This window comes from Manganibacter manganicus (genome assembly GCF_002075885.1).
GTDB classification, from domain to species: domain Bacteria; phylum Pseudomonadota; class Alphaproteobacteria; order Rhizobiales; family Rhizobiaceae; genus Mesorhizobium; species Mesorhizobium manganicum.
The window spans coordinates 117901-136767 of sequence record NZ_MDET01000006.1 but is presented as its reverse complement, the minus strand read 5'-3'; the positions used below and the strand labels follow the sequence as shown (position 1 = coordinate 136767).

The following is an 18867-nucleotide window of genomic DNA, read 5'->3' as shown; positions in this document are numbered from 1 at the left end:
CCCCGCCCTCATCCTGAGGTGCGAGCTCCTGAGCTTGTCGAAGGGGCGAGCCTCGAAGGACGAAGGCGGCTCCAGTTCGCGTGGACGGAAATTTATCGCCTGCCCTTGCCAGTATAAATAAAACCCTTGTCGAACAAACGCTTGGCTGAGTAACGGCGGTTTCCTTCTCCCCGTTTTACCCACACCCGCCATCCTTCCCGCATAATCCCCCTCAGCAGCTTGCCAGCGGGAACGGGTGTGCACACTCGAGCATCCAGGCAAGTGTGGCGCCGGGTGTGTTATCCGTAACAGTGAACGGAACCGCCCGGCCCGAACCGGACCTGCGTTGCTCGCGCCCGCAAATGGGCGATGGGCCGGGAAAGGCAAGGGTAGAAACGCCGGCGGCGCATGGCAGAGCGTCACTACTTAAATAACCAGGCGCAATGCCATGCGCCGTCTCCCGACCTTTCACCCTCGAAAGGTCCGTTCTTTGAAATGGCCAGACGGCGAAAGCCGGGCGTGGCAACGGTGAAGTGCGTCAAGGGAAACGCTGGCCCAACGCGGTTGGCTTGAACCGGAGGTCATGCGGCTCCAGATTGCGGGTCATGAATCACGACAGCTATGATAACGCCTATATTTCCGGCATTTTGAATTCGGTGAAGACCATCGCCATGGTCGGCGCCTCGGCCAATGAGATACGGCCGAGTTTTTTTGTTCTCCAATACCTGCTGAACAAGGGATTCTCGGTGATTCCGGTCAATCCGGGACAGGCGGGTAAGGAAATTCTTGGCCAAAAAGTCTATGCCAGCCTGTCCGAAATCCCCGAACCGGTCGATATGGTCGATATTTTCCGGGCGTCGAACGCCGTCATGCCGGTTGTCGAGCAGGCCTTGAGGCTGGATCCGCTGCCGAAGGTGATCTGGATGCAATTGACCGTGCGCAATGACGAGGCCGCCGCCAAGGCAGAGGCTGCCGGCATCAAGGTGGTCATGAACCGTTGTCCGAAGATCGAATATGGCCGACTTTCCGGCGAGATTGGCTGGAACGGCGTCAATTCCGGCGTACTGTCGTCGAAAAAGCCGATCATGCGGCAGGGGTTCCAGAGTTTCGGCGTGCGGCCAAAATGATTTGAGAAAAATTTTCCAATCTATCCGCCAATTTGGCTGGCTTTGTTCTAAACTGCTGCACGGTGAGGCATTTTCCCCTTTGCAATAGGCAGCGTGCCCGGCCAAAGATGGCGGCCGATTTTCGAAGTTTTTCAGGAGAGAACAGATGTCCCAGCGTTCACCCGGTTTCGACACGCTTGCAGTTCACGCCGGCGCCAAGCCGGACCCGGCGACCGGCGCGCGCGCCACGCCGATCTATCAGACGACGTCGTTCGTGTTCGACGATACCGAGCATGCGGCCAACCTGTTCGGCCTCAAGGCGTTCGGCAACATCTACACCCGCATCATGAACCCCACGCAGGCGGTGCTGGAGGAGCGCGTGGCAGCCCTTGAAGGCGGCACGGCGGCACTGGCGACAGCCTCGGGGCAGGCGGCGCATCTGTTGGTCTTTCATACGCTGATGCAGCCGGGCGACAATTTTGTCGCCGCGCGCAAGCTTTATGGCGGCACCATCAACCAGTTCGGCTCGTCCTTCCAGAATTTCGGCTGGGAAGCGCGCTGGGGCGACGTCAACGATCCGTCGAGCTTCGAGAAACTGATCGATAACCGGACCAAGGCGCTGCACATCGAAAGCCTTGCCAATCCCGGCGGCGAATTCGTCGATATCGCCAAGATCGCCGAGGTTGCCCGCAAGCACGGCCTGCCGCTGATCGTCGATAACACGCTGGCATCGCCCTATCTGGTGCGGCCGATCGAACACGGCGCCGATATCGTCGTCCATGCGCTCACCAAGTTCATCGGCGGCCATGGCAATTCCATCGGCGGCATTATCGTCGATGGCGGCACGTTCGACTGGTCGAAGTCCGACCGCTATCCGATGCTGTCGAAGCCGCGCGCCGACTATGGCGGCATGGTGCTGCACGAAACCTTCGGCAATTTTGCCTTCGCCATTGCCGCGCGCGTGCTCGGCCTGCGCGATCTTGGGCCGGCGATTTCGCCGTTCAACGCCTTCATGATCCTGACCGGGCTGGAGACGCTGCCGCTCAGGATGCAGCGCCATTGCGACAACTCCGCCACGGTTGCCGCCTGGCTTTCCAACCATCCGAAGGTTTCCTGGGTGTCCTATCCGGGCCTTCCCAACGACAAGAACCATGCCTTGCAGAAGAAATATTCGCCGAAGGGCGCGGGTGCTGTGTTCACTTTCGGCCTGAAAGGCGGCTACGAATCCGGCATCAAATTCGTGGAATCGCTGGAACTGTTCTCGCATCTGGCCAATATCGGCGACACCAAGTCGCTGGTCATTCATCCGGCCTCGACCACGCACCGCCAGTTGTCCGATGAGCAGAAGGTTGCCGCCGGCGCGGGACCGGAAGTGGTGCGCCTTTCGGTCGGCATCGAGGACGTCAACGACATCGTCGCCGATCTCGATCAGGCGCTGGCGAAGGCCTGATCCCGGCATCGTAACCGCTTTATCGGCACGGAAGCCGGCGCGCCGCGGCAATGCGCGCCGGCTTCTTCGTTTCAGGGCCAGGCCTCGAAGCGAGCCGCGAAGTGCCTGATCCAACCGGGTCCCCTTGCACAAGAGCAAGCCGGCATCCTATCTAGCACAAGACGATCCAGAACGATTCCGCTTGCCTCGCGAAGGGACAATGATGAAAGACCCTGTCGAAACCTACATGAACCTCGTTCCGATGGTGGTCGAGCAGACCAACCGGGGCGAGCGCGCCTATGATATTTTCTCGCGCCTGCTGAAGGAGCGCATCATCTTCATCACCGGCCCCATCGAGGATGGCATGGCTTCGCTGGTATGTGCCCAGCTTCTCTTCCTCGAGGCGGAAAACCCGAAGAAGGAGATCAACATGTACATCAACTCGCCGGGCGGCGTTGTGACGTCCGGCCTTGCGATGTACGACACCATGCAGTTCATCAAGCCGCCGGTGTCGACGCTGTGCGTCGGTCAGGCGATGTCGGCCGGCTCTTTGCTTCTGACCGCAGGGGCCAAGGATATGCGCTTCTGCACGCCGAACGCCCAGATCATGATTCACCAGCCTTCGGGTGGCTATCAGGGGCAGGCGACCGACATCATGATCCATGCCCAGTTCACCGAGCGCCTCAAGAAGCGGCTGAACGAAATCTACGTCAAGCACACCGGGCAGGATTACGAGACGATCCACAACGCCATGGAGCGCGACAATTTCCTGACGACCGAACAGGCGTTGGAACTGGGCCTCATCGACAAGGTGTTGACGTCCCGTGACGAGATCGAGGCTGCTGGCAAGGAGGGCTGATAGCCGCCGGATGAAGCGATATCGTGCTTTTGCCATCTGTTGCGGCAATTACGCCACATTTGCCTGTTTCCACAGCCTCGTTCGTTGCCTACGTTAAGGCTATGTTGAGTTTCGACAGCTTAGCTTCGCTGTTGGGCTCGCGAATCGGCTCGGCGTTTCCGATTTGTGTTTCGTACGGAATATGTTGGCCAGATGCTGGCGGCTGCGGGTTTCCGCGATAAAGTGTACATGCGCCCTTTCAGCCATATCATCGGCGGGCGGCCATGAAAGGACTGGAAAATGAGCAAGGTCTCCAACGGCGGCGGCGATTCCAAGAACACGCTGTATTGCTCGTTCTGCGGCAAGAGCCAGCACGAGGTGCGCAAGCTGATCGCCGGCCCGACGGTGTTCATCTGCGACGAATGCGTCGAACTGTGCATGGATATCATCCGCGAGGAAAACAAGACCTCGATGGTGAAGTCGCGTGAGGGCGTGCCGACGCCACAGGAAATATTGACGGTCCTGGACGATTACGTGATCGGCCAGCCCTACGCCAAGCGCGTTTTGTCGGTGGCCGTCCACAATCATTACAAGCGGCTCGCGCATGCCGGAAAGAACAACGATGTCGAACTGGCGAAGTCGAACATCCTTCTGATCGGTCCGACCGGTTGCGGCAAGACGCTGCTTGCCCAGACGCTCGCACGCATCATCGACGTGCCCTTCACCATGGCCGACGCCACGACGCTGACCGAAGCAGGTTACGTGGGTGAGGATGTCGAAAATATCATCCTGAAACTGTTGCAGGCGGCGGACTACAATGTTGAGCGCGCGCAACGCGGCATTGTCTATATCGACGAGATCGACAAGATTTCGCGCAAGTCCGATAATCCCTCGATCACCCGCGACGTGTCGGGAGAGGGTGTCCAGCAGGCGCTGTTGAAGATCATGGAAGGCACTGTAGCCTCCGTGCCGCCGCAGGGCGGCAGGAAGCATCCGCAACAGGAGTTCCTGCAGGTCGATACCGCCAACATCCTGTTCATCTGCGGCGGCGCCTTCGCCGGTTTGGACAAGATCATCTCCGATCGTGGCCGCAAGACCTCCATTGGTTTCGGCGCGACCGTGGCTTCGCCGGATGACCGGCGCAGTGGCGATCTGTTTCGCCTCGTGGAACCGGAGGATCTCCTGAAATTCGGCCTGATCCCTGAATTCGTCGGCCGTTTGCCGGTCTTGGCGACATTGGAAGATCTGGACGAGCCGGCTCTGATTCAGATTTTGACCGAGCCGAAAAATGCTCTGGTCAAGCAGTATCAGCGCCTCTTCGAGATGGAGAATGTGGAACTGACCTTCCATGAGAACGCTTTGTCGGCAATTGCCAGGCGCGCCATCGAGCGCAAGACCGGCGCGCGCGGCCTGCGCTCCATCATGGAAGCGATCCTTCTCGACACCATGTTTGAACTGCCGGCGCTGGAAGGCGTGCGCGAGGTGGTGATCTCGGAAGAGGTGGTGTCGGGCAATGCGCGGCCACTCTACATCTATGCCGAGAGCAAGGAAAAGAAGGGCAACGTCAGCGCCTGAGATGGTTTTCTCGCATCAGAATGTGAGAAGCGGCGCCTCCGGGCGCCGTTTTGGCGTCGGAGACACGGGCGGGACCGGTGGCCGAATATCGGCCCTTGATCTTTGCCTTGCCTGTCTCCAACTAACGGTGGAAGGCCGGTGGGCTACATTCCGTGCTGTGAAATCTCCCCTTACAAAGGATGATAGGCGGAACGACCCATGGTCGTTAATATAGGATTCGCGGCTGGCTAACGGCGGCTTGCGACAGGAAAGGTTGGACAATGGCCAAATCATCCCGTGCTTTGAGCGATGGCGTTTTCGCGGTTCTGCCGCTGCGCGACATCGTGGTGTTCCCGCATATGATCGTGCCGCTCTTCGTCGGGCGAGAGAAATCGATCAAGGCGCTGGAAGACGTCATGGGGCAGGAAAAGCAAATCCTGCTTGCAACCCAGAAGAATGCAGCGGACGACGATCCGGAACCGGATGCCATCTATGACATCGGCACGCTTGCCAATGTGTTGCAGTTGCTGAAATTGCCGGATGGAACGGTCAAGGTATTGGTTGAGGGGGTGTCGCGGGCAAAAATTTCCGCATTCACCGACCGCAGCGATTTCCATGAGGCTCAAGCCGCTGTTCTGACTGAACCCAAGGACGAGGAAGTCGAGATTGAGGCCCTGGCCCGCTCGGTGGTCTCGGACTTCGAGAACTACGTCAAGCTGAACAAGAAAATCTCGCCGGAGGTCGTTGGCGCGGCCAGCCAGATCGACGACTATTCCAAGCTCGCCGATACGGTCGCCTCGCATCTGGCGGTGAAAATCCCCGAGAAGCAGGAGATGCTGGCGACGCTGTCCATCAAGGAGCGTCTGGAGAAGGCCATGGGCTTCATGGAGGCCGAGATTTCGGTTCTCCAAGTGGAGAAGCGCATCCGCTCGCGTGTCAAGCGGCAGATGGAGAAGACGCAGCGCGAATACTACCTCAACGAGCAGATGAAGGCGATCCAGAAGGAGCTTGGCGAGGGCGAGGACGGGCGCGACGAGGCGGCCGAGATCGAAGCGCGCGTCAAGAAGACGAAACTCTCCAAGGAAGCCCGCGAGAAGGCGGAAGCTGAACTGAAGAAACTGCGCTCGATGTCGCCTATGTCGGCCGAATCCACGGTCGTGCGCAATTATCTTGACTGGCTGCTATCGATCCCGTGGGGTCGCAATTCGAAGGTCAAGCAGGATCTGAACTACGCACAGGAGGTGCTCGACGCCGACCATTATGGACTCGACAAGGTCAAGGACCGTATCGTCGAATATCTCGCCGTACAGAGCCGCCAGAAGAAGCTGAAAGGCCCGATCCTGTGTCTCGTCGGTCCTCCCGGCGTCGGCAAGACGTCGCTGGGCAAGTCCATCGCCAAGGCGACAGGCCGCGAATTCGTGCGCATGGCGCTGGGCGGCGTGCGCGACGAAGCCGAGATCAGGGGCCACCGGCGCACCTATATCGGCTCGATGCCCGGAAAGGTCATCCAGTCGATGAAGAAGGCCAAGAAATCCAACCCGCTGTTCCTGCTCGACGAGATCGACAAGATGGGCCAGGATTTCCGTGGCGATCCGTCTTCGGCGCTGCTTGAAGTGCTCGACCCGGAACAGAACTCGTCCTTTATGGATCATTATCTGGAGGTCGAATATGACCTGTCGAGCGTGATGTTCGTGACGACGGCGAATACGCTGAATATTCCTGCGCCCCTGATGGATCGCATGGAGATCATCCGCATCGCCGGCTATACCGAGGATGAGAAGGTCGAGATCGCCAAGCGGCACCTGATGCCCAAGGTCACGCGCGATCATGCCTTGCAGCCGAAGGAGTTTTCGGTCAGCGACGATGCGATCCGTGCCATTATCCAGACCTACACCCGCGAGGCGGGCGTGCGTAGCCTGGAGCGCGAATTGATGAAGCTCGGCCGTAAGGCTGTGACGGAGATCATCCGCTCCAAGAAGAAGTCGATCGAAATCACCAAGGACAATCTTTCGGATTATCTCGGCGTTTCGCGGTTCCGCTTTGGCCAGGTTGAGGCTGATGACCAGGTCGGTGTCGTGACCGGTTTGGCATGGACGGAAGTCGGCGGTGAATTGCTCACCATCGAGGGCGTCATGATGCCTGGCAAGGGCCGCATGACCGTCACCGGCAATCTGAAGGACGTGATGAAGGAATCGATTTCGGCGGCGGCCTCCTACGTCCGCTCAAGAGCGATCGATTTCGGCATCGAGCCGCCATTGTTCGAAAAGCGCGATATCCATGTGCACGTGCCGGAAGGCGCGACGCCGAAGGACGGCCCGTCGGCCGGCGTGGCGATGGCAACGGCAATTGTCTCGGTGTTGACCGGCATTCCTGTGAAAGCCGATATCGCCATGACCGGTGAGATCACGCTGCGCGGCAGGGTTCTGCCGATCGGCGGTCTCAAGGAGAAACTGCTTGCGGCCCTTCGTGGCGGCATCAAGAAGGTGCTGATACCGGAAGACAACGCCAAGGATCTCGCCGAAATCCCTGACAATGTCAAAAACAACATGGAGATCATTCCGGTGAGCCGGGTCGGCGAGGTTCTCAACCATGCCTTGGTAAGGGTGCCGGAGCCGATCGAATGGGTTGAACCGATCGCTCCGCCTACGCCGGCGGATGGAACGGAAGATACCGGCAAGTCTCTGGCTCACTGAGCCTTTGCCGCATAAGCAGCCGTGAAACGACAAAGCCGGGCCAAAAGCCCGGCTTTTCTGTTGGAAAGCCCGGAATTCCGGGCTTTTGTGGCTTTCGATGACGTATTTTGGCTTGGTTGTGGCATTGCTTCTTTCTAAAGTCCAATTCCTGCCGGATGAGTCGATGTGTTCCGGTTTTCTCTAGGAAGGGAATTTTTTATGAACAAGAACGAACTGGTTTCCGCCGTGGCCGAACAGGCTGGACTCGAGAAGGGGAAGGCTCAGTCGGCGGTCGATGCGGTGTTCGCCGCCATTACCGGCGAATTGAAGAAGGGCGGCGATGTCCGTCTGGTTGGATTCGGAAACTTCTCCGTGTCAAAGCGTGCCGCTTCGACCGGCCGCAATCCACAGACCGGTGCCGAGGTGCAGATTCCGGCCCGTACCGTGCCGAAATTCTCGGCTGGCAAGGGCCTGAAGGACGCCGTCAATTAAGGCCGCGTTCTCATTTTTGAATGCTGGGAAGCCGGGTTCGCCCCGGCTTTTCTTTTGCGTCAACGGCAGCCGGCGTTCATGGTTCATGCACGATGATAAGGCTTGTGCGGGCGGAGCAGATGAGAGAGGTGTTTGAGATCTCCGGCGGATGCGGTCCGCCGCATATCAGCCTCGGCGTAGTGGAACATCATAGAGAGGCCGACAGCTAGAATAAGCAACACAAGCAGGGAGGCGTCAGGCGTGGTCTCGTGTCGTGCCTTGTCCTGTTGAAATGTGACAGGGCCGTTTCCTGGCTCCCAAGGCAACGCGCGCAATTTCTCTTCAGCTTCCGTTTCGCAGGAGGCCCAAATCTTGAGCGAATGTTCGATCCCGTCGCTGATATAAGAGTATAGATACTGCTTCACAGTCGCCATAATTCACCCAAAACCGGGAAGAATTGTGACGCACGGTGATCAGGAATTTGCCGGATTGGTCCGATTCCCACCGTGGCTTTTCGGAGCTCACAGCCGACGATACCAAGACACAAAGCCCCAGATGATTGCATCCTCGATGAAGCTCGGGCTGTCAAAAAATCTAAGCTGGAAAATGGCGCGAGTGACGGGGCTCGAACCCGCGACCTCCGGCGTGACAGGCCGGCACTCTAACCGACTGAGCTACACCCGCGCTTGGGACGAACAGCGGCGAGCCGTGTGCGTCGTTGGCGGGTGGATAAGGGGTTCCCCGCTGGGTGTCAAGCGGCCGGGACCGCAAGAACGAAAAAGAACGGGAACATTCTTTCCTGCTTGTTTCCGGTGATTGAAATATGCCGGCGGAAGGCTGCTACGCCTGCCTTGATTTGCGCTTGCGTAGCCAGGCTTTGCTGTTTAAAGACCGGCCGTAGCGGGCGATTAGCTCAGTTGGTAGAGCGCTTCGTTTACACCGAAGATGTCGGCGGTTCGAGCCCGTCATCGCCCACCATCACCAAGCCGCGTATCGCTTGTTCACATATAGCTGCGGAGTTTCTTGCCGACGGCCAGGAATCGGATTGGGTTGACGGCGCGGCCATTGTGGCGAATCTCGTAGTGAAGATGTGGACCGGTCGAGCGGCCGCTGCTGCCGGTTCGGCCCACGGTTTCACCCGCCTTCAGTTTTTGTCCGACCTTGACGAGAACCTTGCTCAAATGTGCATAGCGTGTGGCAAAGCCGTTGCCGTGATCGACCTCCACCATCCGGCCGTAGCCGCCTGCCCAACCGGCGCGTACCACAACGCCAGCGGCCGTAGCTTTGGCCTCCATGCCGACCGGAGCGCGGAAATCCATTCCTGGATGAAGTGCGGCAGTGCCGATCATGGGATCACTGCGCACACCGAAGGGGCTGGTGACCGTGTGGCCCGGCGCGGGGTTGGCAAGCGGAAGGCGTCTCGCTTCCTCCTTCACCTGTTCCAGCGCATCCAGGGCTTCGTCCAGTTCTTTGACCTTTGCGTCGAAGATCATCCGATCGTCGATTGGAATCAGGGGGCCACCGACATCGCTCTTGCCGAAATCATCGTGCCCCATGTCGCTGTCTACCGGCAAGCCGGCGGCCCCCAGTGTATCGGCAATAGCACCGGCATTTTGATAGGCGGTATCCGTTAGATTGGCGATCCGGACGAACTGGTCGGACTCGATTGTCTTGAGGGACTCGCTAATAGAGCCGAAGAGATTGCCGGGCTTATCGATCCATGGATCTTGTCCGGAAAGGAAAGTCGTGCGGACGGGCCATTGTGAGAATGGCTGCGTCGAGTCGGCGCCGAGGCTGGCCAGCGTAGCCACAGGCGAATTGCCAGGCGCCTGCGACTCGGCACGTATATCGGGTTTCTCGCTTGGGGCAGGAGCGTTTTCCGGAAGAGCGGCGAGGCCAATCTCGTTTTCCGCCCGCCGTAGAAGCGGTGCCAGTCTGCCATGGCGTTCGTTCAACTGGCTCTGGCGTTCAATCAATTCGCTGACTTTGGTCTCCACCAATTTCTGATCGAGCAATTGCCGGCTTGTGATGTGATCGACTTGCGTACGCAGCGCCGAGATTCGGTCCTCATATACCTGCTGCAGGCGTGCCTGCCTTGCCGCCTCCGCGCCGATAAGATCGTCGCGCAACACGAGATAGGATGTGGCGAGCAGATAGCCAACCGCTATTGCCGCGACGGCTGAACCGAGAAAGGCAGCCATCCAGGGACGCACCGTGAAATGCCGGATCTCGTCGCCGTGGGCGATGATGACAGTATGAGGCTCCTTGCGCTTGCCGAAGACCGTTGAAGGAGTCGATGCTTTCACGAGACCGGCTTTCGTATGCGATAACGAGACAGCCTCATTTATAAATCGTTAGGGTTAACAAAATTTTGCGAAAACTCGGCGAATGGCCTGTCTGAGCCACTACAGTTCCCTCGCGGCCTCGAGGACTGTCTCGGCATGACCGTTAACGCGCACATTGCGCCAGATTTGGGCGATCTTTCCGCCCTGGTCGATCAAATAAGTGGCGCGTTCGACACCCATATAGCGCCGGCCGTATAACTGTTTTTCCACCCACACATTATACATTTCAATGACCCTGCGCTCCTCGTCGGAAGCAAGACAGACGGCCAACTCGTGCTTGGCCTTGAATCTGTCGTGCTTTCTGGCGCTGTCCGGTGAGAGGCCGATCACCATTACGTCAATCTTGTCGAATTCCGGTTTGAGTTGCGAAAAGTCGATGGCCTCGGTTGTGCAGCCCTTCGTGTCGTCTTTGGGATAGAAATACAGCACCACGGGCTGGCCGCGGAAATCGGAAAGCTTGAGCGATCCGCCGCCATCGCGTGGGAGTTCGAATTGCGGTGCCATGTCGCCAATTTGAAGTTCGGCCATAGAGGTGCCCTCGTTTGTGGTTACGTGCAGGCCATCATCGATATATTGTCGCAACGGGATTCGTCCACGATCGAACTGACATGGCGGAAAATCGGGTGGATCAGGAGCCTCCGCGGCACCAGAAAATCAAATTCAGACGAGACGAAATCGCCGATCTGGGAGCCTTTCCGTCGGCGTGTCGAATGCCGCCATTAGGGCGAGCGGCAATCGGAAGCGGGTTCAGGGTTGTGGCGCGTGTGCTCGGTGGCGTCTTGGCCGTTGTGGTGATCCTTGCCGTTGCGGTTTATGCATTGGGCGCTTCCGGCATCGGCACCGAGAAACTGAACGCCGAAGCGGAGACCGCAGTCGAGAACATGGTTGGTTTCGATGTCGAGGTTTCCGTCGGCCAGGCGGGGATTACGCTCGACCGGTCTAGTTTCCTTGCGCTCCAAGTGAATGACGTCGGCCTGAAGCAGGCTGGTGGAGCCAAGATGGCGGATGCCGGAAGTGTGCGTTTCGGTGTGAGGCTTCTTCCGCTGCTATCCGGGCAAGTACGCCTGACCAGCGCGCGCATATCTGACGCGCGCATTGTGACGGCGGTCATGCCGTCTGGCGATGACAAACGCTATACATCGCTGCGCAATACCGACGGGTTGCTGGATCCTGACAAGGTTATTGACGCTGTGTTCGCCTCGGTTCGCGATATGCTCGATGCGGTACGCTTGGATTCGCTGCGCGAGATCGAACTCGACAATGTTGAATTCGTGTTGCCGGAAGGCGAACCCATAAGCGCGGTCAAAGTGGCTCACGCTATTGTTTCGCAGGCGGGGCCGGACAAGATGGTCGCCTCAGCCACCATCGCGCTCGATGATAAGGCGTTGACGCTCGCTGCATCGGCTGCCAGCCATGCTTCCGGCCGGATCACCGGTTTGCAGGCTGACATCGCCATTGATGCCGGCGCATCTGCGAGAGCAGCAATGGCGCCGGCTCTTGGTACGATCAAGCTTCATATCAGCGGCACTGAAGGTGAGGGTGACCAACCACCAAAACTTGCTGCATCCCTTTCGCTGGCGGGCTCGGTGATTGACCTCGGCAGGCGTGGTCTGTTTAAGGCCGATGTAGTCGCCGATGCGGCGCTGGTGAAGGGCACCAATAAGATTGACGTGGGCCAATTGAAGATCAGGAACGGGCACTCCACGCTCAATTTCCAGGGATCGATCGGACCGACACCGATGGCGGGTACTGTCGGCGAAGACCCATCCTATCGCTATGATTTCGTCAGCAACGGCTCGACGCTGATTCCCTCGACATCACCCGAACCTGCGCTCGAATTTATTGCCAGGATAGCTGGGCGCTATCTACCAGCGAAGAACAGGCTTCTGGCAGACACAATCGCGGTCAAGTCCGGCCCCGATGGCGAGGCGCTGGGTACAGCCGCCGTTAACTTCGTTGAGGGCGAAGCGCCGGGCGTGTCGGTTGCCATTAAAGTTCATAACATGCCGGTGTCGCATGTTAAGCAACTCTGGCCATGGTTCACAGCCGGCAATGCCCGGCTCTGGGTCTTGGAGAACCTTTTTGGAGGGCGCGTGACCGATGCCAGCCTGCAATATCAGGTCGTTCCAGGCAGGGCGGGAAATGGCGTGCCGCTTTCCCGCGACGAGGTATTCGGCCGCTTCGTGATCGACGGTTCACGCTTCGACACGGCCGGCCGTATCCCGCCGATTCGCGATGCGGTGGGCGTGGTGGAGTTTCACGGCAATGACGTTGATATTTCGCTGTCGTCCGGCACCGTTTATCTGCCAAGCGGCCGTGTCGTGGCCGCCAGCAACGGCACGCTGAAGATCAAGAGCGCCAACATTTCCCCGGTCATCGGCGCGCTCGACATCGATGTTGCGGGAGAGGCGCCGGCAATCGCCGAACTGGCCTCCTACGACCCGATCAATGCCATGCGCTTTGTCGGCCTTTCGCCCGACGATTTCTCGGGCACTGTTGCTGGGCATGTGAAGGCGGACATCCCGTTGCAATCCGGGGTTGATCCCGGCATGCTCGATTGGCTGGTTTCCCTGGACTATGAGAACCTTTCGATTGCCGAACCGGTTGACGGCCAGGCTATCAGCGAGGCGGATGGAACCATCACCGTCGGCCCGCAGAAGGCTGTCATTGCGGCCAAGGCTCGTCTGAATGGCATACCAGCGGAACTCGACCTGATTGAGCCATTGGAAGACACCGGGCCGCCACGCAGCCGCAAGGTTGTGCTCGTGCTGGACGACAAGACCCGCGAGACTTTGATGCCGGGCTTGGCAACACTCCTTTCCGGCACTGTACGGGTGACGATGGAGAAGGGCACAGGCAACGGGCAGCGTGCATCGGCAGATCTCACCAATGCCCGGCTGAATTTGCCGTGGGTCGGCTGGTCGAAAGGGCCAGGCGTTCCGGCAAAGGTTGCTTTCACCTTGGCGGAGTCAAATGGCGAGACGAGATTGTCCGGTTTCGATCTGGACGGCCAGAGCTTCGCCATCGACGGTGATGTTGTTCTTTCACATGGCAATCTGATCTCCGCCAGTTTCAACAAGGTTCGGCTGAATCGGGGTGACGATGTGGACGTTACGATCAAGCGAACGTCAAAAGGCGGGTATGATGTCGACGTGAAAGGCGCCGCACTCGACGCCCGCTCACTGATCAAGCAACTGATCTCGGATGGGCCAGCCGCCAAAGGTGTGGAATCGGATCCGATATCCATCGACGCAAAGGTGGATTCGCTTACCGGCTTTCATAATGAGAAATTGTCGAACCTGAAATTGAACTATAGCGGCACTGGCGCACGCGTGGGAGACTTGGAGGTGAGTGCCAATGCCGCCTCCGGCGCGTCCATCACCATTGCCAATATTGGCAGCGCCGATGGACGCAAGCTAAACATGAAATCGGCGGATGCCGGTGCAATCCTGCGGTTTCTCGATGTCTACGAGCACATGCAGGGCGGCGGGATCACGCTCGCTTTGTCAGGCAATGGATCGGGACCACTGCGCGGAACCATAGCGGCGCGCGACTTCCTGATTGTGGATGAGCCCAAACTCGCTTCGATCGTCTCGACAACACCGCAAGGCGACCGTCGGAGCCTCAACCAGGCTGTGAAGGGCAGGATCGACGCCTCGCGGGTCAGGTTTGAACGCGGCTTTGCCGAAATCGAGAAGGGCAATGGTTATGTCAAACTCGCAAAGGGTGTGTTGCGTGGTCCGTTGATCGGAACGACCTTCCAGGGCACGCTCTACGACGACGACAACAATATGGACCTGACTGGCACGTTCATGCCTGCCTATGGCCTCAACCGGATTTTTGGTGAACTGCCATTGGTTGGCGCACTGCTTGGCAATGGTCGCGACAGAGGATTGATCGGCGTCACCTATCGTTTGAAGGGAGACGCCAATAAGCCGGATCTTTCGATAAACCCGTTGTCGGTCATCGCTCCTGGCATTTTCCGCTCGATCTTCGAATTCCGGTGATAGTTCAGACCGGTCGCACGAGGATATGTTTCTTCTTGCCCAAAGAGAGCTTCAGACCGTTCTCCTGGTCCAGATCGTCAAGCGTGATCAAGCGCCGGTCGTCGGAAACCGGTTCGTCGTTGAGCCGTACCGCGCCACCTTGAATGTGTCGCCGCGCCTCGCCGTTTGAAGCAGCAAGGCCACTCGTCACGAAAAGAGACAGGATCCCGATTCCATTGATAAACGCGGAACGCGGCACTTCGACGGACGGGAGCGTGTCGGCGGTAATGCCTTCCTCGAAGGTCTTCCGGGCTGTCTCACTGGCCTGCTCGGCAGCATCGCGGCCATGCAGCATCGCGGTCACTTCGGTGGCAAGCATCTTCTTGGCCTCGTTGATCTCCGCGCCGCCCAGTGCTGCCAACCTTGCGGCCTCATCGAGCGGCAACGTCGTGTACAATTTCAGGAAGCGGCCGACATCGGCGTCTTCCGTGTTGCGCCAGTATTGCCAGAAATCATAGGCACTAAGCATGTCCGGGTTCAGCCAGACCGCACCGTTGAGTGATTTGCCCATCTTGGCGCCGGAGGCTGTGGTCAATAGCGGCGACGTGAGCGCAAACAATTGCGGTGTGCCGAGCCTGTGGCCGAGGTCGATGCCGTTGATGATATTTCCCCACTGGTCGGACCCGCCCATTTGCAGGCGGACGCCGTAGCGCTTGTTCAGTTCTACGAAATCATAAGCCTGCAGGATCATGTAATTGAATTCGAGGAACGACAGCGATTGGTCGCGGTCCAAACGCAATTTCACGGAATCGAACGAAAGCATGCGATTAACCGAGAAATGACGGCCGACATCACGCAGGAATTCGAGATAGTTGAGCGGCAGCAGCCAATCGGCATTGTTCACCATCAGTGCGTCGCGGGGGCCTTCGCCGAAGGTAAGATAATTGGAAAAGACTTTTCGGATGCCGTCAATATTGGTCTGGATCGTCTCTGGCGTCATCAGCTTGCGGGCCTCGTCCTTGAACGAAGGATCGCCGATCATACCCGTGCCGCCGCCCATCAGCGCGACTGGCCGATGACCGGTCTGCTGCATCCAATGGAGCATCATGATCTGGATCAAACCGCCTGCATGCAAACTACTGGCGGTCGGGTCGAAGCCGATATACGCCGTGACCGTTTCCTTGGCGAAAAGCTCATCGAGGCCGGATTCATCGGAGATCTGGTGGATGAAGCCGCGCTCGGAAAGAGTGCGCAGGAAGTCGGATCTGAAGGCGGACATTTTTCTTTTCCCGAATATGCCGGACAAAAATGTCGGCATGGCAAGTGGTAACGCGCGCGTTTAGCATCTGCGGCCAAGGAATCACAAGGATACCGACCAAATGGCGGCAATATGCGCGGTTGGATTGATGAGCGGCACCTCGATGGATGGCATCGACCTAGCCATGTTGCGGACCGACGGTGACAGGCTGGTCGAGCGCGGCCCGACACTGTCAGCGCCTTACGATGCTGCGTTTCGCCGGCGTATAGAGGTTTCGCTGGAGGCAGCGAAGAGGATCGAACGGCGCGAGGAGAGGCCCGATGACCTTGCGGTGCTGGAGCGCGAGATCACGGAACGCCATGCCGATGCCGTTGCGGACTTGCTGGCACGCGTCGGCAATGGATGGAGGAAGCCCGAAATCATCGGCTTCCATGGGCAGACCGTGTTGCATCGGCCGCAAAAGGGGCTCACCATCCAATTGGGCAATGGGCCGCTTCTGGCCGCACTGACCGGAATTCCCGTGGTTTATGACATGCGTGCCAATGACATGCGCTATGGCGGGCAGGGGGCTCCTCTCGTGCCCGTCTACCATATGGCGCTGGCTCGGGGACTGCCACAGCCTTATGCCGGCCGTGCTCCCATCGTGTTCGTCAATATCGGCGGAATTTCCAACATTAGCTATGTACCGGCACAGGGCGATCCGATTGCTTTCGATACCGGACCTGGCAATACGTTGATCGATCAATGGGTCACACGGAAAGGGGGCGTGCCGTTTGATGCGGGCGGCGCTATTGCCAGCGAGGGCGGCGTTGTGGAAAGCGTGGTTCAGCGATATCTGAGCAAGCCGTTTTTCGACAGGCCGGGTCCGAAGTCGCTGGACCGCAACGATTTTACATTGCTGGAGGCGCAAAGGCTCGACCTCGCTGACGGGGCGCGGACCTTGGCCGCTGTTTCTGCTCAGGCGATCCTGAAATCGGCAGACCACCTACCGGAAGCGCCACGGCTATGGATCGTCTGTGGCGGTGGCCGGAAAAACCCGCATATCGTTGACGATCTGGTCGATGGTGCGCGGAAGTCGGGTGCGGTCGTCGCCGTTGCCGAGGATGTCGGAATGGACGGTGACGCCACAGAGGCGGAGGCCTGGGCCTATCTGGCGATGCGGTCGCTAAAGGGTCTGCCGCTGACATTTCCGACAACAACGGGATGTCGGGAGCCTGTCACCGGGGGCGTTTTTGCCAAGCCATAGCCATCATTTGCCACTTCTAATTTCGCGCTCGTCGCTATAGCGACGCACCAGTCCAGCCATTTCCGGCGCAGACCCCGTCAAGCCCGCGACCACGCCAGCCCTGTCGGCCAACGGACGGTTCTGGCTGATCTTCCACTTGCCCTGGAGATCCGTGATCTCGATTTCCAGGCCGATAATGCCCTTGATCTGCGCGTCGATGAACGGTGCGGGCGCGTCTGTAACCTTCCATTCAGGCTGACGGCCCTGTTCGTGACTTTGAGTAAGATCGCTGATCTGATTGGCGATCCAATCGCGGTCGTCGACCACCCGCGCCATACCGCGCGCTTGCACCATGACATAGTTCCAGGTCGGGACCACTTTGCCCGTTTCGCGTTTGGTGGCGTACATGGACGGGCTGACATACACGTCCGGCCCCTGAAACACGATCAGAACCGGCTTGTCGGGATTGGCGGAGATCTCCCGCCATTGGCTGTTGGCCCGTGCCAGATGGCAGCGTAAACGGCCATTCGGACCAATATCCGTATCGAGCAGAAACGGTATCGCATTTGCTGTTGGGCCCTCCGAACCTGCGGAGATGAGCAATCCCAACGGGTGCGCACCGATCAGTGCATGCATAACCTCAATACGGTCTTCAACATGGTGTGGCGGCTGATACATCTCGTCTCGGGCTCCGTGTCATGTGCTTATAGTTTTGTCTTGGCCTCTCCGCTTGGGCCTGGCGGCGATTGTGCGCCGACCAGCAACCGCGACAGGGGAACTTGCTTCGGTTTTTGCGCTGGCGTAATGGTGCGGCACATCGAAGGCTTTTGAGCCATGCGATCGTCGGGCCGGTCTTGGTGCTCTGCCCGCCGTAGAGCAACAACATGTGACGACTGGACCGGACTCATGGCGGATGCACTGATATCCATCGTCATTCCCTGCCGTAATGAGGCGGCCAATCTTCCACTTCTTATCGACGAGATCGCGGCGGCTATGCAGGGGCGCGAATTCGAGATCATCGTCGTTGACGACGGATCGAGCGACGATACTCCTGCCGTGCTGGCCGCCGAAGCTGGCAAACGTCCGTTTGCGGTGCGGCATATGCGACACGCCTCGTCCTGTGGCCAAAGCCTCGCCGTGCGTACCGGCGCATGGGCGGCACGCGGAGAAATTGTCGCCACCATTGATGGTGACGGGCAAAACGACCCGCAATATATACCGGCATTGGTGGATGCCTTGCGACAGGCGGGGCCGAACTATGGTGCGGCGCAGGGGCAACGCCTGAAACGACGCGACAGCAAACCCAAGCAATTGGCATCGCGCTTCGCCAACTGGCTGCGCAACGTGATCCTGCATGACGAAACGCGCGACACCGGCTGCGGCCTCAAGGCCGTTCATACGCAGATACTGCGCCGCCTGCCGTTCTTCGATGGCACGCACCGCTTTGTTCCGGCATTGGTGATCCAGGAAGGATACCGGGTCGTCCATTGCGATGTGGTGGATCGTTCTCGTCGCCATGGAAAATCCAACTACGGCATCTTCGACCGCGGTCTGCAGGGCGTTCTCGATCTTGGCGGTGTCTGGTGGCTGAGGCGCAGGCGCCGCAGAATGCCAAGGGCAGAGGAAGTCGGGCATGGGTAGCGTATTTGATCATCTGTTCACCTGGTTCCATCAGGTCTTCATCCTGCAATTCAACGGCTGGGTGCTGCTCGGTTTCGTCGCCCAATTTTTCTTCGGCATGAGGTTCGTAGTACAGTGGCTGGCCTCCGAGCGCGCAAAGCGAAGCGTGGTGCCGGTCGCTTTCTGGTTTTTTTCGCTGGGTGGCGGCGGCCTGCTCCTGATCTACGCCATCCAGCGGCGCGATCCGGTTTTTATCGCTGGTCAGGCGCTGGGTCTGTTCATCTATTTCCGCAATCTGTGGCTGATCGCCAACGAGCGCAAAGCCGCGGCAATGACCAAGGTCGATTGATCCGCCTATCCGGACGAAGGCGAGGGTTCCCGTTC

15 protein-coding genes and 2 tRNA genes are annotated in these 18867 nt (G+C 58.8%); 11 read left to right on the top strand and 6 right to left on the bottom strand.

Going from position 1 to position 18867, the window contains the following annotated elements; genetic code table 11:
- The first annotated feature begins 584 nt into the window (after nucleotides 1-584).
- The 6 genes from BFN67_RS05815 (at nucleotide 585) to BFN67_RS05790 (ending at nucleotide 8070) form a co-directional block, all read left to right on the top strand.
- A complete protein-coding gene (locus BFN67_RS05815) occupies nucleotides 585-1106 on the top strand; it encodes a CoA-binding protein (RefSeq protein ID WP_080918681.1) in 522 nt (173 codons plus the stop codon).
- A 145-nt stretch (nucleotides 1107-1251) separates the two neighbouring features.
- Nucleotides 1252-2535 carry an O-acetylhomoserine aminocarboxypropyltransferase gene (locus BFN67_RS05810; protein ID WP_080918680.1) on the top strand — a complete coding sequence of 428 codons (1284 nt, stop codon included), beginning with the start codon at nucleotides 1252-1254 and terminating at the stop codon, nucleotides 2533-2535.
- Nucleotides 2536-2737: 202 nt separating this feature from the next.
- A complete protein-coding gene (locus BFN67_RS05805) occupies nucleotides 2738-3373 on the top strand; it encodes an ATP-dependent Clp protease proteolytic subunit (RefSeq protein ID WP_080918704.1) in 636 nt (211 codons plus the stop codon).
- A gap of 279 nt (nucleotides 3374-3652) precedes the next feature.
- Nucleotides 3653-4927 carry an ATP-dependent Clp protease ATP-binding subunit ClpX gene (clpX, locus tag BFN67_RS05800; RefSeq protein ID WP_080918679.1) on the top strand — a complete coding sequence of 425 codons (1275 nt, stop codon included), beginning with the start codon at nucleotides 3653-3655 and terminating at the stop codon, nucleotides 4925-4927.
- A gap of 260 nt (nucleotides 4928-5187) precedes the next feature.
- Nucleotides 5188-7599 carry an endopeptidase La gene (gene lon, locus BFN67_RS05795; protein ID WP_080918678.1) on the top strand — a complete coding sequence of 804 codons (2412 nt, stop codon included), beginning with the start codon at nucleotides 5188-5190 and terminating at the stop codon, nucleotides 7597-7599.
- A gap of 198 nt (nucleotides 7600-7797) precedes the next feature.
- Entirely contained in the window at nucleotides 7798-8070 is a 273-nt protein-coding gene (locus BFN67_RS05790; RefSeq protein WP_080918677.1) for an HU family DNA-binding protein, read from the top strand.
- An 83-nt stretch (nucleotides 8071-8153) separates the two neighbouring features.
- Here the strand turns inward: BFN67_RS05790 and BFN67_RS05785 are convergent, their stop codons facing one another.
- Together BFN67_RS05785 and BFN67_RS05780 are read right to left on the bottom strand one after the other, a co-directional pair.
- The gene (locus BFN67_RS05785; protein WP_080918676.1) at nucleotides 8154-8483 is read right to left on the bottom strand and encodes a hypothetical protein; all 330 of its coding nucleotides are present in this window, start codon (nucleotides 8481-8483) and stop codon (nucleotides 8154-8156) included.
- Between the two features lie 173 nt (nucleotides 8484-8656).
- Nucleotides 8657-8733, bottom strand: a tRNA-Asp gene (locus BFN67_RS05780).
- A 218-nt stretch (nucleotides 8734-8951) separates the two neighbouring features.
- Between BFN67_RS05780 and BFN67_RS05775 the strand changes: the two genes are divergently transcribed.
- Nucleotides 8952-9027, top strand: a tRNA-Val gene (locus BFN67_RS05775).
- 23 nt (nucleotides 9028-9050) lie between these two features.
- On the opposite strand, the gene BFN67_RS05770 is transcribed toward BFN67_RS05775, so the two are convergent.
- Together BFN67_RS05770 and bcp are read right to left on the bottom strand one after the other, a co-directional pair.
- Nucleotides 9051-10355: a M23 family metallopeptidase gene (locus BFN67_RS05770; RefSeq protein ID WP_080918675.1), complete on the bottom strand. Its 1305-nt coding sequence runs from the start codon at nucleotides 10353-10355 to the stop codon at nucleotides 9051-9053.
- Nucleotides 10356-10454: 99 nt separating this feature from the next.
- The gene (gene bcp / locus BFN67_RS05765; RefSeq protein WP_080918702.1) at nucleotides 10455-10922 is read right to left on the bottom strand and encodes a thioredoxin-dependent thiol peroxidase; all 468 of its coding nucleotides are present in this window, start codon (nucleotides 10920-10922) and stop codon (nucleotides 10455-10457) included.
- Nucleotides 10923-11017: 95 nt separating this feature from the next.
- On the opposite strand from bcp, the gene BFN67_RS05760 reads away from it, so the two are divergent.
- Entirely contained in the window at nucleotides 11018-14401 is a 3384-nt protein-coding gene (locus BFN67_RS05760; RefSeq protein ID WP_080918703.1) for a hypothetical protein, read from the top strand.
- 4 nt (nucleotides 14402-14405) lie between these two features.
- On the opposite strand, the gene tyrS is transcribed toward BFN67_RS05760, so the two are convergent.
- Nucleotides 14406-15659 (bottom strand): tyrosine--tRNA ligase, encoded by a 1254-nt coding sequence (gene tyrS, locus BFN67_RS05755; protein WP_080918674.1) that lies wholly within the window; start codon nucleotides 15657-15659, stop codon nucleotides 14406-14408.
- Nucleotides 15660-15759: 100 nt separating this feature from the next.
- Between tyrS and BFN67_RS05750 the strand changes: the two genes are divergently transcribed.
- Nucleotides 15760-16884: an anhydro-N-acetylmuramic acid kinase gene (locus tag BFN67_RS05750; RefSeq protein ID WP_080918673.1), complete on the top strand. Its 1125-nt coding sequence runs from the start codon at nucleotides 15760-15762 to the stop codon at nucleotides 16882-16884.
- A 3-nt stretch (nucleotides 16885-16887) separates the two neighbouring features.
- Here BFN67_RS05750 and BFN67_RS05745 read toward each other — a convergent pair whose 3' ends face one another.
- The gene (locus BFN67_RS05745; protein WP_080918672.1) at nucleotides 16888-17541 is read right to left on the bottom strand and encodes an FMN-binding negative transcriptional regulator; all 654 of its coding nucleotides are present in this window, start codon (nucleotides 17539-17541) and stop codon (nucleotides 16888-16890) included.
- Between the two features lie 228 nt (nucleotides 17542-17769).
- Between BFN67_RS05745 and BFN67_RS05740 the strand changes: the two genes are divergently transcribed.
- On the top strand, nucleotides 17770-18504 hold the full coding sequence (locus BFN67_RS05740) for a glycosyltransferase family 2 protein (protein ID WP_080918671.1): 735 nt from the start codon (nucleotides 17770-17772) through the stop codon (nucleotides 18502-18504).
- Nucleotides 18497-18832 carry a lipid-A-disaccharide synthase N-terminal domain-containing protein gene (locus BFN67_RS05735; protein WP_080918670.1) on the top strand — a complete coding sequence of 112 codons (336 nt, stop codon included), beginning with the start codon at nucleotides 18497-18499 and terminating at the stop codon, nucleotides 18830-18832. Before BFN67_RS05740 ends, BFN67_RS05735 begins: the two co-directional genes overlap by 8 nt.
- Nucleotides 18833-18867 lie beyond the last annotated feature (35 nt).